Origin of the sequence: Serratia nevei (assembly GCF_024160145.1) — a bacterium.
GTDB lineage: Bacteria > Pseudomonadota > Gammaproteobacteria > Enterobacterales > Enterobacteriaceae > Serratia > Serratia nevei_A.
The window spans coordinates 39,124-54,684 of the sequence record NZ_JAMYWQ010000005.1; the positions used below are offsets into that span (position 1 = coordinate 39,124).

Annotated in this window: 17 protein-coding genes; 9 read left to right on the forward strand and 8 right to left on the reverse strand. The window is 61.4% G+C overall.

All coding sequences use genetic code 11. The annotated features are described in order from the left end of the window. Positions 1-22: 22 nt before the first annotated feature. Complete coding sequence (locus M6G53_RS05720; RefSeq protein WP_253329671.1) at positions 23-370, reverse strand: DUF1294 domain-containing protein; 348 nt, start codon at positions 368-370, stop codon at positions 23-25. A gap of 150 nt (positions 371-520) precedes the next feature. Between M6G53_RS05720 and M6G53_RS05725 the strand changes: the two genes are divergently transcribed. Together M6G53_RS05725 and M6G53_RS05730 are read left to right on the forward strand one after the other, a co-directional pair. Further along, the gene (locus M6G53_RS05725; RefSeq protein ID WP_253329673.1) at positions 521-1,960 is read left to right on the forward strand and encodes a DUF2867 domain-containing protein; all 1,440 of its coding nucleotides are present in this window, start codon (positions 521-523) and stop codon (positions 1,958-1,960) included. Between the two features lie 158 nt (positions 1,961-2,118). Then, positions 2,119-3,129 carry a 3-beta-hydroxysteroid dehydrogenase gene (locus M6G53_RS05730; RefSeq protein WP_004928393.1) on the forward strand — a complete coding sequence of 337 codons (1,011 nt, stop codon included), beginning with the start codon at positions 2,119-2,121 and terminating at the stop codon, positions 3,127-3,129. Here M6G53_RS05730 and M6G53_RS05735 read toward each other — a convergent pair whose 3' ends face one another. After that, a complete protein-coding gene (locus tag M6G53_RS05735) occupies positions 3,130-3,966 on the reverse strand; it encodes an N-acetylmuramoyl-L-alanine amidase (RefSeq protein WP_253329675.1) in 837 nt (278 codons plus the stop codon). A gap of 176 nt (positions 3,967-4,142) precedes the next feature. Between M6G53_RS05735 and M6G53_RS05740 the strand changes: the two genes are divergently transcribed. Beyond that, positions 4,143-5,591: a DUF3300 domain-containing protein gene (locus M6G53_RS05740; protein ID WP_253329677.1), complete on the forward strand. Its 1,449-nt coding sequence runs from the start codon at positions 4,143-4,145 to the stop codon at positions 5,589-5,591. A 44-nt stretch (positions 5,592-5,635) separates the two neighbouring features. On the opposite strand, the gene M6G53_RS05745 is transcribed toward M6G53_RS05740, so the two are convergent. Continuing rightward, entirely contained in the window at positions 5,636-5,959 is a 324-nt protein-coding gene (locus M6G53_RS05745) for a heavy metal-binding domain-containing protein (protein ID WP_004928400.1), read from the reverse strand. 159 nt (positions 5,960-6,118) lie between these two features. Here M6G53_RS05745 and M6G53_RS05750 point away from each other — a divergent pair, with 159 nt between their 5' ends. The 6 genes from M6G53_RS05750 to artJ (M6G53_RS05775) all read left to right on the forward strand — a co-directional run bounded on the left by M6G53_RS05750 (position 6,119) and on the right by artJ (M6G53_RS05775) (position 10,743). Then, the gene (locus M6G53_RS05750; protein WP_253329679.1) at positions 6,119-6,661 is read left to right on the forward strand and encodes a lipoprotein; all 543 of its coding nucleotides are present in this window, start codon (positions 6,119-6,121) and stop codon (positions 6,659-6,661) included. 263 nt (positions 6,662-6,924) lie between these two features. After that, entirely contained in the window at positions 6,925-7,653 is a 729-nt protein-coding gene (gene artP, locus M6G53_RS05755) for an arginine ABC transporter ATP-binding protein ArtP (protein WP_253329878.1), read from the forward strand. 32 nt (positions 7,654-7,685) lie between these two features. Beyond that, positions 7,686-8,417 (forward strand): arginine ABC transporter substrate-binding protein, encoded by a 732-nt coding sequence (gene artJ, locus M6G53_RS05760; protein ID WP_004928409.1) that lies wholly within the window; start codon positions 7,686-7,688, stop codon positions 8,415-8,417. A gap of 9 nt (positions 8,418-8,426) precedes the next feature. Then, on the forward strand, positions 8,427-9,143 hold the full coding sequence (artQ, locus tag M6G53_RS05765; protein WP_253329681.1) for an arginine ABC transporter permease ArtQ: 717 nt from the start codon (positions 8,427-8,429) through the stop codon (positions 9,141-9,143). Further along, entirely contained in the window at positions 9,143-9,811 is a 669-nt protein-coding gene (gene artM / locus M6G53_RS05770; protein WP_253329683.1) for an arginine ABC transporter permease ArtM, read from the forward strand. Before artQ ends, artM begins: the two co-directional genes overlap by 1 nt. Before the next feature lie 197 nt (positions 9,812-10,008). Continuing rightward, positions 10,009-10,743: an arginine ABC transporter substrate-binding protein gene (gene artJ, locus M6G53_RS05775; RefSeq protein ID WP_033637816.1), complete on the forward strand. Its 735-nt coding sequence runs from the start codon at positions 10,009-10,011 to the stop codon at positions 10,741-10,743. 32 nt (positions 10,744-10,775) lie between these two features. Here artJ (M6G53_RS05775) and rlmC read toward each other — a convergent pair whose 3' ends face one another. The 5 genes from rlmC to potG all read right to left on the reverse strand — a co-directional run bounded on the left by rlmC (position 10,776) and on the right by potG (position 15,522). After that, positions 10,776-11,906 (reverse strand): 23S rRNA (uracil(747)-C(5))-methyltransferase RlmC, encoded by a 1,131-nt coding sequence (gene rlmC, locus M6G53_RS05780; RefSeq protein WP_253329685.1) that lies wholly within the window; start codon positions 11,904-11,906, stop codon positions 10,776-10,778. Positions 11,907-11,975: 69 nt separating this feature from the next. After that, positions 11,976-12,455 (reverse strand): YbjO family protein, encoded by a 480-nt coding sequence (locus tag M6G53_RS05785; protein WP_253329688.1) that lies wholly within the window; start codon positions 12,453-12,455, stop codon positions 11,976-11,978. 104 nt (positions 12,456-12,559) lie between these two features. Continuing rightward, positions 12,560-13,405: a putrescine ABC transporter permease PotI gene (gene potI / locus M6G53_RS05790; protein ID WP_253329690.1), complete on the reverse strand. Its 846-nt coding sequence runs from the start codon at positions 13,403-13,405 to the stop codon at positions 12,560-12,562. Beyond that, a complete protein-coding gene (gene potH / locus M6G53_RS05795) occupies positions 13,402-14,364 on the reverse strand; it encodes a putrescine ABC transporter permease PotH (protein ID WP_253329692.1) in 963 nt (320 codons plus the stop codon). Before potH ends, potI begins: the two co-directional genes overlap by 4 nt. Positions 14,365-14,388: 24 nt before the next feature. Beyond that, positions 14,389-15,522, reverse strand: coding sequence for a putrescine ABC transporter ATP-binding subunit PotG (gene potG / locus M6G53_RS05800; RefSeq protein ID WP_253329694.1), 1,134 nt, complete (start codon positions 15,520-15,522; stop codon positions 14,389-14,391). Positions 15,523-15,561 lie beyond the last annotated feature (39 nt).

Genomic DNA, 15,561 nt, shown 5'->3' on the forward strand with positions numbered 1-15,561 from the left:
GGGCGCAGGCCGCGCCCCATCATCAGAAGATCCAGCGGCCATAGGCCCAGTACCACAGCCCCAGCACCACCGCCAGGTTGAGCGCCACGCTGAGGATAAACCAGGTTTTAAACGGCTGTTTCTGGGTCTTGTGGCGAAACAGCTGCTGCGCCGCCAGTGCGCCCAACCACCCGCCCAGCGCGCCGAACAGCAACAGCGTCGCCTCCGGCACCCGCCGCCAGGCCTTGCGTGCCGCCAGCTTATCGCCGCCGTAGATCAGAAACGTCAGCAGATTGGCCAACAGCAGCCACATCCACACCGGATGCAGCGAGAACAGGCTGGCGATCAACGCCAGGCCCAGCAGGGCGTAACAAATCACATTAAGCTTCATGACATCCGGTTTTTCGTGCGATAAGGGCCGCGTAGTGTGAACCTGCGCCACGGCGGATGCAACCGGCTTATACCCATACAAAAAGTGCATTTAACCCCTGGATTTGGCATCCTGTCGTTCTGCCAATCCTCTACCGCACAAGGCGGCCCGATGACACCCCAACGCGTACTGGTTCTTGGAGCCAGCGGCTACATAGGCCAGAACCTGATCCCGCACCTGATCGAACAGGGGCACCAGATTACCGCCGCCGCGCGGCGCATCGAGTGGCTGCAGGAGCAGAACTGGCCGCAGGTCAACTGCCTGTATGCCGATCTGTATCGCCCGGAGACCCTGAGCGCGGCGCTGTGGGAAATAGATACGCTTTACTATCTGGTGCACGCGATGGGCGACGGCGACGATTTTATCGAGAAGGAGCGCCAGGCGGCGCAAAACCTGCGTGACGCGCTGCGCAACGCCTGCGTCAAACAGGTGATCTTTCTCGGCGCGCTGCAGCCGAACGACGACGGTTCGCCGCACCTGGCGGCCCGCCGCCTGACCGGCGAGATCTTGCGCCAGAGCGGCGTGCCGGTGACCGAGCTGCGCGCCGGCATCGTCGTCGGCCCCGGCTCGGCGGCGTTCGAAGTGATGCGCGACATGGTCTATAACCTGCCGGTGCTGACGCCGCCGCGCTGGGTGCGTTCGAAATCGTCGCCGGTGGCGCTGGAGAACCTGCTGGTTTATCTGGCCGATCTGCTGGCGCACCCGGCGCAGGAACACCGCATCTTCGACGTTGCCGGGCCGGAATACCTCAGCTATCAGGATATGTTCAAACGCTTTATCGCCCTCAGCGGCAAACGGCGCTGGCTGATCCCGATCCCCTTGCCGACGCGGCTGATTTCGGTGTGGTTCATCAGCCTGATCACCTCGGTGCCGACGCCGATCGCCCGCGCGCTGATCCAGGGGCTGAAGCACGATCTGCCCGCCGACGGCCGGCCGCTGCAGGCCCTGATCCCACAGCGGCTCTACACCTTCAGCCAGGCGGTCACCGCCACGCTGCAGCGCGAACAGGAGGTGGTCGATTCCGCCGACTGGGGCTACGATCCGGCGGCACGGGCCCGCTGGCGCCCCGGCTACGGCTACTACCCGAAACAGGCCGGTTGTTCGCTGGACACCGCCGCCACCCGCGAGGCCCTGTGGCAAACGGTGCAGCAGCTGGGGGGCGAAGAAGGCTATTTCTACGCCAATATTCTGTGGCGCATCCGCGCCCGCATGGACGACATGGTCGGCAACGGCGTGGTCTACGGCCGCCCGGCGCGCGCGACCCTGGCGCTGGGCGACGAGATCGACGGCTGGAAAGTCATCACGCTGAAGCCGCTGCGGCAGCTGGCGCTGCTGTTCGGCATGAAGGCGCCGGGGCTGGGGCGGCTGAGCTTCAGCATCACCGATCACGGCGATCGCCGCACGCTGGACGTGCGCGCCTGGTGGCATCCGGCCGGCTTCAGTGGGCTGCTGTATTGGTTCGCCATGATGCCCGCGCATCTGTTCATTTTTCGCGGCATGGCGAAGCGCATCGCCGAGCTTGCCGAGACCCTGGACCGTCAACGGCGCTGAACGCCGTTCATTTGTCGATCAACCGCACAGTTTGCCGCTGTGCTTCGGGGCTTTCCGATTGCATAGCGCACGAAATCACGGAAGAATGGCATCTTATTTGCTGGGAGCGCCGCAAGCGCCCGCCGGTATTCCGATTTTGGGTGAGAATAGAGTCCGTTATGAAGGTATTGGTCACCGGTGCCACCAGTGGGTTAGGCCGTAACGCCGTTGAATATCTGCGCCGCCAGGGCATCAAAGTGCGCGCCACCGGGCGCAACCAGGCGATGGGCGGCCTGCTGGAAAAAATGGGCGCGGAGTTCATTCATGCCGATCTCACCAATCTGATCTCTTCGCAGGCCAAGGCGATGCTGGCGGACGTCGACGTGCTGTGGCACTGCTCCAGCTTTACTTCGCCCTGGGGCACCGAAGAGGCCTTCGAACTGGCCAACGTCCGCGCCACCCGCCGCCTCGGCGAATGGGCGGCGGCCTACGGCGTGGCGCAGTTCATTCACATCTCCTCCCCGGCGATCTATTTCGATTACCACCATCACCGCAACGTGACCGAAGACTTCCGCCCGCAGCGCTACGCCAACGAGTTCGCACGCAGCAAGGCCGCCGGCGAGCAGGTGATCCAGCAGTTGGCGCTGTCCAATCCGCAGACCCATTTCACCATTCTGCGCCCGCAGGGCTTGTTCGGGCCGCACGACAAGGTGATGCTGCCGCGGCTGCTGCAGATGATCAAACGCTACGGCAACCTGCTGCTGCCGCGCGGCGGCGCGGCGATGGTGGACATGACCTACCTGGAGAACGCGGTGCACGCCATGTGGCTGGCGACGCTAAAAGAAGATACGCCGTCCGGCCGCGCCTACAACATCACCAACCAGCAGCCGCGTCCGCTGCGCACCGTGGTGCAGCAGCTGATCGACGATTTGGGCATGAAATGCCGCATCCGCTCCGTCCCCTATCCGATGCTCGACATGATGGCGCGCGGCATGGAGCGCCTCGGCAGCAAAAGCGAAAAGGAGCCGGTGCTGACCCACTACGGCGTCGCCAAACTCAACTTCGATCTCACGCTCGATACCACCCGCGCGCAGCAAGAGCTGGGCTATCAGCCGATCGTCTCGTTGGAAGAAGGCATCGCGCGCACCGCCCGCTGGCTGAAAGATCACGGCAAGCTGCACGGCCTGTAATCAACGCGCCGCGCCGTACTTCACCAGCAGCGCATCGACAATCGCCTCACTCTCTGCATCCGGCTCGCCGCGAATATCGTCGGGCCGAAAGTGCATCTGAAACGCCGCCAGCACATTGCGCTGCTGGCGCGCATCCCATGACGGATCGATCGCATAGCCGTAACGCGCCAGCTTTTCGAGCAGCGGCGCCATCGGTACCGGCGCATGGCGATCGCGCCCCGCCAACAAACGCTGCACCTCCCGCTCATCCGGCCAGGCGCCGATGCCGGCCTGGGCCAGCTGCCGCCAGGGGAACAGCGGGCCGGGATCCTGCTTGCGCTGCGGCGCGATGTCGCTGTGCCCCACCACGTCCTGCGGCTGGATGCCATAGCGTTGGATGATGTCGCGGCTCAGCGGGATCAGCACGGCGATCTGTTCCGCCGTATAGGGCTGCCAGCGGGTGAACAGCATGCTGCGGGTAAAGCCTTTGTTGACGATTTCGATGCCGATCGAGGTGTCGTTGAGGTTGCTGCGGCCGCGCCAGGCGCTGGCACCGGCATGCCAGGCACGCATCGCTTCCGGCACCAGCCGGTACACGGTCGGTTTGCCGTGTTCGCGCTGTGGGTGCGCCGGCAACAAGTAATGTGCGCTGACGTGTTCGTCGGTCAGCGTTTTCAGCGATGAATGGAAGTCTTCCGCCGTGTAGTGCATCACCAGAAACCGAATGCGCTGATCGGCGCCCTGCGCCTGGTGCAACGTTTCGAGTTGGTAAGCGCCGCGATCGACGAGGGTGTCCTGCTGCGGATTTTGGCACCCCGTCAGCAGCGCAGCGGCGATGATCCCTGGCCAAATTTTCACTTATCCTCCTGATTGTCGTCCGTGAAAGCGGTAACGCGACGCGATTACCCCCCACGCTCCTCGAGAAATGATGACAGACAGCGCCGATATGCAAGCGAGTGTTTCTCCCGGCTGGCGCCCTGCGCACCCCATGATAGTCTCAAAGTATCATCTGCGCTGAAAGAGCGGAGTCGAACATGTTCACGCCACGCTATTTATCCTGGTTGCTCTGTGCCGCCATGTTGCCACTCAGCGGCTGCGATCGGCAAAAAGTCGCCGACGTGATGGGCGGGAGCGCCCCGCCCCCGGCGGCGCCCGCCAGCAGTGCGAGTGCGCCGGCCTATACGCCGCTGACTGCCGATCAGCTCTACCAGTTGGTCAGCCCGGTGGCGCTGTTCCCCGACAAACTGCTGGCGCAGGTGTTGGCCGGGGCGGGCTATCCCGACCAAATCAGCGCCGCGGATGCCTGGCTGGCGCAAAACCGCGGCTTGCAGCCGGCGGCGCTCAGCTCGGCGGCCGACGCCCAGCCCTGGGATCCCAGCGTGCGCGGCCTGGTGCAATTCCCCGACGTGCTCGATCAGATGGCGAAGAATATCCCCTGGACCACCGCCCTCGGCAGCGCCTACCTTAACGATCCTACTGACGTGATGAACGCCATTCAGGTGATGCGCCAACGGGCAGCCAATCAGGGTACGTTGAAAAACACCCCGCAGCAGCGCATCGTCAAAACGCCCACCACTCGCTACGTTGAGCAGCAGTCCTACCCTCAAAGCGTCGTGGCGGCGCCGGATGAAACCATCGTTATCGAGCCCAGCCAGCCGGATACGGTCTACGTTCCGTATTACGATCCCTGGGTAGCCTACGGCACGCCGATCCCGGCCTATCCGAGCTATCAGTATCAGCCTGCGGGCTACAGCGGCGGCGATATGCTGGCAGCCGGTGTGATCAGCTTCGGCATCGGCATCGCGGTCGCCTCATTGTTCAATCAGCACGACAGCGGCTGGCACAACTGGAATATGCGCTGGGACGATCGACGCCAGCCGGTGGTCTACCGCAATGCGCCCTACGTGTCGCATTCCACCACCGTGGTAAATCGCGTCACCAACATCAACCAGTATAACAACGTCAACAATGTCAATCGCAGCAGTACGGTGAACAATTACAATACGGCGGCGCCACCACAGCCGCGCGTCGCCCCGGCGGCCTCTGCCGCCCACGCGCCGATGACCCTGCCGAACTTTGCGCATACGCAGCCGGTGGCGGCCGCACCGCACGTGCAACAGCCGATGACCATGCCGACGTTCACGCATACCGCACCGGCGGCGCCTCAGGTTCAGCGGCCGATGGCCGTACATGCAGCGACGGCACAGACGCATTCGATGCCGGCCGCCGCGCCGGCGCATCAATCCGCTATGCGGCCACAGGCCCAGGTGGCACCGCACGCCGCGCCGCCGACGGTGCGCGAACCGGCAGCGCCGCAGCATCCGGCGATAGAACGCCCGCCGGCGGTGCCGCAAGAGCGCGTCATGTCGCACCCAATCCCGGCGCCGCACGTTCAGCAGATGCAGATACAGCATCGCCAGGAATCGGCGCCCGCCAAACCGCAGGAACACCGCCCGTTGGTCGAACAGCATAAGGAAGGATAACGTCGGATGTCACCCCGGCAGCGGCCGGGGTGAGGGAGATGGCGTCAGCGGCTGACTTTCACCGCGGTGCCGCTGACGGTGACCATCAGCATGCTGCCGTCTTTGCCGACGGTTTCATAATCGATATCAATGCCGACCACCGCGTTGGCGCCCAGCTCTTTCGCCTGATCTTCCAGCTCTTCGAACGCGATCAGCCGCGCCTTGCGCAACTCTTTCTCATAAGCGCCCGAACGGCCGCCGACGATATCGCGCACGCCGGCGAAGAAATCACGAAAAATATTGGCGCCGAGGATCGCTTCGCCAGTCACCACGCCGCAGTATTCGGTGATGGTGAACCCTTCCAGGGTCGGGGTAGTTGAAAGCTGCATCAGAATTCCTTGTTTGATTAATTCAACGTATCTATGACCAAAAGATTGACGTTATGTTCGCTTAATCAATGGCACGCAGTACGAATGCAAGGCCAAAAAACGCATTTATACTGTAAGCTATCGGTCTTCATGGTAGAGACTTTCACATAAGGTAATAAGATGAAAACAAAAACGATTGCGGCTGTTTTACCCTTAGCGCTGTTGCTGAGTGCCTGTACCACGGTGGAACCGGCATACAAGGATATCGGCACCCGCAGCGGCAGCTGTGTGGAAGGCGGCCCGGATACGGTCGCGCAAAAGTTCTATGACCTGCGCATCCAGCAGGGCGCCGGCCTGCCGGACAGCAACCGCCTGGCGCAGCTGCAGCCTTACCTGAGCAAAGTGCTGTATCAGGATCTGGTCAGCGCCGGCCAGAACCCAGGCAAGCAGCAGATTACCGGCGATCTGTTCTCCGGCAATGCGCAAGGGCCAAGCAGCGCGTCCGTCGCCAGCGCCTCGACCATTCCTAATACCGATGCGAAAAACATCCCGCTGCGCGTAGCGTTGAGCTACCAAAAAGACGCCAACAGCACCGTGAACTGGCAGGACGAAGTGCTGATGATACGCGAAGGCACCTGCTGGGTGGTTGATGATATTCGCTACCTGAATGTTCCAGCCCACGCCACCAACGGCAGCGTGCGTCAGGTGCTGGAAAACCAGTAACCCGCATGCCCCGGCCGACGCGGGCTTGCCGCGTCGGTCATGCCCCCCTCGCCCCTGCCGCTCAGATATTGTCCAATAGAAAAAATTTCGCTACCGATCTCACAGCCTGCACCACAAATCCCCTCCCTCGGCTTGAGTCGCGGTATCTTGTGCTAATCTTTTACTGTCCCGCCGCACACTCATAAATTTTAACGCACAAAGATTGCATAAGTATTCTGTGGAAGTTAACATTTGCGGCATCAATGTCTATTCAATTCTGGCGCATGAGTATTCAACTTAACGGTATCAATTGCTATTACGGCGCTCACCAGGCGCTGTTTGACATCACGCTGGATTGTCCAGCCGGGGAAACCCTGGTGCTGCTTGGCCCAAGCGGCGCCGGGAAAAGTTCATTGCTGCGGGTGCTGAACCTGCTGGAAATGCCGCGTTCGGGCCAACTGCAGATCGCCGGCAACCAATTCGACTTCAGGCAGGCGCCGGGCGAGAAAGCCATTCGCGAACTGCGTCAAAATGTCGGCATGGTGTTCCAGCAATACAACCTGTGGCCTCACCTCACCGTGGTTCAGAACCTGATCGAAGCGCCTTGCCGCGTGCTGGGTCTGACCAAGGCTCAGGCGATGGAGCGTGCCGACAAGCTGCTCAAGCGTCTGCGCCTGACCGACTTCGCCGATCGCTTCCCGCTGCACCTTTCCGGCGGCCAGCAGCAGCGCGTGGCGATCGCCCGCGCCCTGATGATGGAACCGCAGGTGCTGCTGTTCGATGAACCGACCGCGGCGCTGGATCCGGAAATCACCGCTCAGATCGTCAGCATCATTCGCGAACTGGCCGGCACCGGCATCACTCAGGTGATCGTCACCCACGAAGTGGAAGTGGCGCGCAAGACCGCCAGCCGCGTGGTGTACATGGAAAACGGCCACGTGGTGGAGCAAGGCGACAGCAGCCACTTCACGCAGCCGCAGACCACCGAGTTTGCCAACTACTTATCACACTAACAATTAACTTGCTGTAATTTGGGGAGTTTGCGATGAAAAAACTAATAATCGCCGCCGTTCTGGCCGGCATCAGCGTTTCCGCCTCCGCAGCCGAAACGATCCGTTTCGCTACCGAAGCCTCCTATCCTCCATTTGAATTTATTGACGCCGGCAACAAGATTCAGGGTTTTGATGTCGATCTGGCCAACGCCCTGTGCAAAGAAATGCAGGCCGAGTGCACCTTCACCAACCAGGCGTTCGACAGCCTGATCCCGAGCCTGAAGTTCAAGCGTTTCGATGCGGTCATGGCCGGTATGGACATCACGCCGGAGCGCGAAAAGCAGGTGCTGTTCACCAAGCCGTACTACGATAACTCGGCGCTGTTCATCGCGCAGAAAGGCAAAATCGCCGACGTGGCGGCGCTGAAAGGCAAGAAAGTGGGCGTGCAAAACGGCACCACCCACCAGAAATACCTGACTGACAAGCACCCGGAAATCACCACCGTGCCTTACGACAGCTACCAGAACGCCATTTTGGATCTGAAGAACGGCCGCGTGGATGCGGTGTTCGGCGATACCGCGGTGGTCAACGAGTGGCTGAAGCAGAATGACGCGCTGGCGGCAGTGGGCGCCAAAGTGACGGATAAAGACTACTTCGGCACCGGCCTCGGCATCGCGGTACGCCAGAAGAACACCGATCTGCAGGGCAAATTCAACGCCGCTCTGGACAAGATCAAGCAGGATGGGACCTATGAAACCATCTACAAAAAATGGTTCCAGCAGTAATACGCCCCGATGAATGAATTACAACCTTTAGCAAGCGCCGCCGGCATGACCGTCGGCCTTGCCGTTTGCGCCCTGATCCTCGGGCTGATTCTGGCGATGCTGTTCGCCGTCTGGGAATCGTCCCGCTGGAAAGCGGTCAGCTGGCTCGGCACCGCCTGGGTGACCGTGCTGCGCGGCCTGCCGGAAATCCTGGTGGTGCTGTTTATCTATTTCGGCTCGTCGCAGCTGCTGCTGATGCTCTCCGACGGCTTTACCCTCAACCTCGGTCTGTTCCAGCTGCCGATTCAGTTGGCGATCGACAATTTCGAAGTCAGTCCGTTCCTGTGCGGGGTGATCGCCCTGGCCCTGCTCTATTCCGCCTACGCCTCGCAGACGCTGCGCGGCGCGCTCAAAGCGGTGCCGCAAGGGCAGTGGGAATCCGGCCAGGCGCTGGGACTCGGCAAGGCGGCGATCTTCTTTCGCCTGATCATGCCGCAGATGTGGCGCCACGCCCTGCCCGGCCTCGGCAACCAGTGGCTGGTGCTGCTGAAAGACACCGCGCTGGTGTCGCTGATCAGCGTGAACGATCTGATGCTGCAAACCAAGAGCATCGCCACCCGCACCCAGGAGCCTTTTACCTGGTATGTGATCGCCGCGGCCATCTACCTGCTGGTGACGCTGTTCAGCCAATACGTCATCAAACGTATTGAGCTGCACGCCACGCGCTTTGAACGGGGGCCGGTCTGATGATTGAGTATTTACCGGAAATCCTCAAAGGGTTGCACACCAGCCTGACGCTGACCGTCGCCGCGCTGATCGTCGCGCTGGTGCTGTCGCTGCTGCTGACGGTGATCCTGACGCTGAAAACGCCGCTCCTGACGCCGCTGGTCAAGGCCTATGTCACGCTGTTCACCGGCACGCCGCTGCTGGTGCAGATCTTCCTGATCTACTACGGCCCCGGCCAGTTCCCGGCGATCCGCGACTACCCGTGGCTGTGGAACCTGCTGTCGCAGCCCTGGCTGTGCGCAATGATAGCGCTGGCGCTGAACAGCGCGGCCTACACCACACAGCTGTTCTACGGCGCGGTGCGCGCCATTCCCGCCGGGCAGTGGCAGTCGTGCGAAGCGCTGGGCATGTCGCGCCGGCAGACGCTGCGCATTTTGCTGCCGTTCGCCTTCAAACGCGCGCTGTCGTCTTATTCCAACGAAGTGGTGCTGGTGTTCAAAAGCACCTCGCTGGCTTACACCATCACGCTGATGGAGGTGATGGGCTACAGCCAGCTGATGTACGGCCGCACCTATGACGTTATGGTGTTCGGTGCTGCAGGCCTGGTATACCTGTGCGTCAACGGCCTGCTGACGCTGCTGATGCGCTTGGTGGAGCGCCGCGCGCTGGCGTTTGAACGCCGCAACTGAAGCCTTTCCCCCATAAGCCCCGCCATTGCGCGGGGCTTTTTTTATCCCCACAGCAATACTTAATCATTTATATTGCATTTTAATTCACTCAATGGCAGGGTTATCAGCAGGCATACACGCAAAAATCTCTGGCGATTACCAGTAAAAACAAACGATAGCGAATAATCACTTTCAGGATTCAAACAGGAGCTCTACGCATGAAAAAACTGCTGCTTGCCGCGACGATGTTGGCCGGGATCACCTTTAACGCCACCGCGGCCGAGACCATCCGCTTCGCCGCTTCTGCCACCTACCCGCCGTTCGAATCGCTCGACGCCAACAACCAGATCGTCGGCTTCGACATCGATCTGGCCAACGCGCTGTGCAAGCAGATGCAGGCGCAGTGCACCTTCACCAACCAGGCGTTCGACAGCCTGATCGCCGCGCTGAAATTCAAGAAATACGATGCGGTGATTTCCGGTATGGACATCACGCCGGAGCGCAGCAAACAGGTCGCTTTCACCCAGCCTTACTACGCCAACTCGGCGATCGTGATCGCGCAAAAAGGCAAGTTCAGCTCGCTGGCGGATCTGAAAGGCAAAAAGCTCGGCATGGAAAATGGCACCACCCACCAGAAATACATGCAGGACAAGCATCCGGAGATTAACACCGTCTCTTACGACAGCTACCAGAACGCCATTCTGGAGCTGAAAAACGGCCGTATCGACGGCGTGTTCGGCGACACCGCCGTGGTGAACGAGTGGCTGAAAACCAACCCGCAGCTGGCGCCGGTGGGCGAGCACATCACCGATGCGCAATACTTTGGCACCGGCCTCGGCATCGCGGTACGCCCCGACAACCAGGCGCTGCTGGCCAAGCTGAACGCCGCGCTGGACGCCATCAAGGCCGACGGCACCTACAAGGCCATCAACGACAAGTGGTTCCCGCAGTAAGCAATAAGGCCCGGTTATCCGGGCCTTATGTTTTATAAAATCCGCACCAACAGCGTCAGCACTTCGTAGTGCGCGGTATGCGGGAACATGTCAAACAGCTGCACCCGTTCGATGCGGTACCCCGGCAACATCTCGATATCTTTCGCCATGCTCTCGGCATTGCAGCTGGAATAAAGAATATAGTCCGGCGCCATCCGGCTCAGGTAGTCGCACAGCGCCTGGCCGATGCCGCGCCGCGGCGGATTGACCAGCACCAGCTGCGGCACCTGACCTTCGGCGGTGGCGAAGCGGGTGGAATCGAGCGCCTGAAAATCTACGTGTAGCAGCCCTAACCGCTGCGCCGACTGGCGGGCGCAGGCGATCGCTTCCGCGCTGATTTCGATGCCGGTCAGCCGCGTTTGCGGTTGCGCGCAGTGCAGGCCGAAACCGCCGACGCCGCAGAACAGATCCCACATGCTGTCGATACCCAGCGCGCGCACCCAGTCGCGGGCGGTGGCATACAGATCGGCGGCCACCTGCGGGTTGGTCTGGAAGAAGCTTTGCGGGCGGATGAACAGCGGCACCTGATTGAACCGCTCCTCCAGCGCCTGCTGTTCGGTCAGCGCAATCTCGCGCTCCCCTTCCATGATCGCCATGTGCACCGGCTGAATATTGGCGGAGATCACCTTGAGCTGCGGCAGCTGCTGCTGCAGCCACGGCAGCGCGGCGCGCAGCTGCGCCAGCTTGGTTTCCGAACGCAGCACGAAGCGCAGCATCACGCCGCCGTCGAGCGTGCTTTCGGTCAGCAGCAGGTACTTCAGCTCGCCGCGTTTGCGCGCTACGTTATACGGCGTCAGGCCCGCGCGGGCGATAAAGCTTTTCAGCACCGCAAACATCAGCGCAAAGCCGGCGGGATACAGCGGGCAGTCGCTCAGATCGACCGGCGTGCCGTCGCGGTGCAGCATGCCGAGCAGCGGGCGCTCCACGCTGCCGCTGACCACCATCTTGGCTTTATTGCGAAATGCGCTCAGCTCTCCCGCCACCGGCTGCAGCCACTGCGCGACGTCGCGCACGGCCAGCAACGATTGCAGGTGATGCTGTTTGTCGGCCAGTTGCTGCGGATAGGGCTTTTCCAGCCACTGACAGGAACGGCAGGTGCCCGCCGTATACAAAGCGCAATGCATGAAGATTACCGTGAAGTTCAGGATGACGAATTAAGGGCGCAGAGTTTACCACTCCGCGCGCCTAAAATCTCACTTGCGCGCGGCGAAGAAGCGGCGGCTGGCGGTAGGGACGAACAGCAACGCCAGGATCACCACGTCGGGGATCTTTTGCAGGATCAGAACGTGCAGGATTTGGCCGCTGGTTTCCCCTTCCACGGTGAACACCTCGGGGAAGACGCTGCCGATGGTGGCCAACAGCAGGTAAAGCACCACGATGCACTGGCAGGCCACATAGCCCCAGCGCCCCCAGTTGCGGCCGCGCATCACCGCAAAGCCGCAGCTGATTTGCAGGCACAGCAGCATCAGGCCGGCCAGAAAGATAAGGGTAGAATCCCACGCCTGCGCGCTGGTGTTGACGAACTCCTGCGCGCCGTCGACGCCCAGTTCGCCCAACAGCAGCACCACGCTGATACACTTGATCGCGACCATGGCGGTGCCCGCCACCATCACCGGCACCGGCGCATCCGCAGTCGATCCCATTCCCTGCCCGCTTTTCAGCATGTCTGACATATCCGTGTTCCGCTACGACGCGCCACCAATAAAGATGGCGCATGTAAAGTCAGGTAGTTAGTTGCAATACTTATTGATTGCAAAAATAGCAGGTTTGTTACGATTCAGCTACGGGCCGCCCGCTGTAATTCACGCGATCGTTGTTTTTCCGAGCGCGCCATAAACCACCAGGCGACCAGGCCGAGAATGCCCACCACCAGCAGGATCAGGCTGGCCAACGCGTTAATTTCCGGATTTACCCCCATGCGCACGCTGGAGAATACCAGCATCGGCAGCGTGGTGGCGCCCGGGCCGGAGACGAAGCTGGCGATCACCAGGTCGTCCAGCGACAGGGTGAACGCCAGCATCCAGCCGGAGATCAGCGCCGGCGCGATCATCGGCAAGGTGATGACGAAGAACACCTTCAGCGGCGGCGCCCCCAAATCCATCGCCGCTTCCTCGATCGAGCGATCCACCTCGCGCAGACGCGAGCTGATCACCACTGCCACGTAAGCGGTGCAGAAGGTGACATGCGCCAGCCAGATGGTGAACATGCCGCGCTCCGACGGCCAGCCAAAGGCGTGCCCCATCGCCACAAACAGCAGCAGCAGTGACAGGCCGGTGATCACGTCCGGCATCACCAGCGGCGCGGTCAACATAAACGCAAAACCGGTCGAACCGCGAAAACGGCCGAAGCGCACCATCACCACGGCGGCGATGGTGCCCAGTACCACTGCCGCGGTGGCGGCGGCGGCGGCGATGGTCAGGCTGAGCCCCACCGCGCCGATCATCGCCGAGTCGTGAAACAGTTCGCTATACCAGCGCGTGGACCAGCCGGCCCACACCGTCACCAGTTTGGAGCTGTTGAAGGAGTAGATCACCAGCATCAGCATCGGCGCATACAGGAAGGTAAAGCCGATCGTCAGGATGGCGATGCGCCACGGTGAGCGTACTACCGGCAAGTTGTTCATTCCTGCCCCCCCATTTCCTTGTTCTGGTGTTTGTGGAACCACAAAATTGGCACGATCAACAGCAGCAGCATGATGGTGGCGACCGCCGAGGCCACCGGCCAGTCGCGGTTATTGAAGAACTCCTGCCACAGCACGCGGCCGATCATGATGCTGTCCGGCCCGCCGAGCAGTTCCGGGATCACGAACTCGCCCACCGCCGGAATGAACACCAGCATCGAACCGGCGATGATGCCGCCGCGCGTCAGCGGCACGATCACGCTGAAGAAGGTTTTCAGCGGCCGGGCCCCCAGATCCAGCGACGCCTCCACCAGCGAGTAATCCAGCCGGATCAGCGCCGTGTAGATCGGCAGCACCATAAACGGCAGATAGGAATACACGATGCCGATATACACCGCCAGGTTGGTGTGCAGGATCACCAGCGGTTGATCGATCACCCCTAACCACAGCAAGAAATTATTCAGAATGCCGTTGTTTTTCAGAATGCCCATCCAGGCATAGACGCGGATCAGGAACGAGGTCCAGGAAGGCAGGATCACCAGCAGCAGCAGAATGTTGCGGGTTGACGCCTTGCTGTGGGCTACCGCCCAGGCCAGCGGATAGCCGATGATCAGGCAGCACAGCGTCGAGACCGCCGCCACGCGCAGCGACTGCAGATAGGCGTCGATATACAGCGGATCGTCGGTCAGCTGCAGGTAGTTGGCGAAGTTGAGCGCGATGTTGAGCTTGCCGTCCGCCCAGCTCAGCAGCTCGGTGTAGGGCGGCACCGCCAACGCCAGCTCCGCCAGGCTGATCTTGAACACGATCAGGAACGGCAGCATGAACAGCAGCGTCAGCCATAAATACGGCAGCGCGATCACCAGCTTGCGGCCGTGAGCCATCAGCAGGCGGTGGAACAGCGCCTTGAAGGTGCCGGGCGTTTTGGCCGGCGGCTCCGGCGTGCGTTCAGAAAGCAAGGTCATACGGGTTACTCCTCACCGGTTCCACTACACCGTCAACACGACGCAGCTGTCGGTTTCCCAGCACAGACGCACTTCATCGCCCCAGGTCGGCATCCCCTTGCGGAAACGGTGGCCGTTTTGCAGCTGGGCGCTGATAATCTGCCCGCTGTGCAGCTTCACGTGGTAGATGGACAGATCGCCCAGATAGGCAATGTGCGCCACTTCCCCCACCGCGAAGTTGCAGCCGTCTGCCGGCACCTGTTCGCACAGCAGGATCTTTTCCGGCCGCAGCGCCACCTGGATCGGCACGCCGTCCACCACCGAGGCGTCCGGATCGACCTTGATCGCATGGCGCAATCCGGGGCTTTGCAGGATCAGCGCGTCGTCGTGGCGCTCCTGCAATACGCAGTCGAAGACGTTGACCGAGCCAATAAATTCGGCGCTGAAGCGGCTGTTCGGATGCTCGTAGATCTCTTCCGGCTCGCCGATCTGCACGAACTTGCCGCGGTTCATGATGGCGATGCGCCCCGCCATGGTCATCGCCTCCTCCTGATCGTGCGTCACCATCACGCAGGTCACGCCGACGCGCTCGAGAATATCGGTCACTTCCAGCTGCATGCGATCGCGCAGCTTCTTGTCCAGCGCGCCCATCGGCTCATCCAGCAGCAGCAGCTTCGGCCGCTTGGCCAGGCTGCGCGCCAGCGCCACCCGCTGCCGCTGGCCGCCGGAAAGCTGGTGCGGCTTGCGTTTGGCATACTCTTGCATGTGCACCAGCGCCAGCATTTCCGCCACCCGCTCGACGATCTCCGCCCGCGGCATGTTGTCCTGCTTCAGGCCGAAGGCGATGTTTTGCTCTACCGTCATGTGCGGGAACAGCGCGTAAGACTGAAACATCATGTTTATCGGCCGCTGGTACGGCGGCACGTGCGACATATCCTGCCCATCGAGCACGATCTGCCCTTCCGAGGGCGGTTCGAAGCCGGCCAGCATGCGCAGCAAGGTGGATTTGCCGCAGCCGGACGGGCCGAGCAGCGCAAAGATTTCGCCCTTGTAGATGGTAAGGCTGACGTCTTCGACCGCGTTCTGCCCGTCGAAGGTTTTGGTGAGGTTACGGATTTCCAGCAGAGGGGTGAAAACCTTCTGCGACTTGGCTTGAGGACGAGGGATGGCGTCGTTCAATCGGGGTGCTCTCCGGCGTAAAGCGGCACAAAACCACGG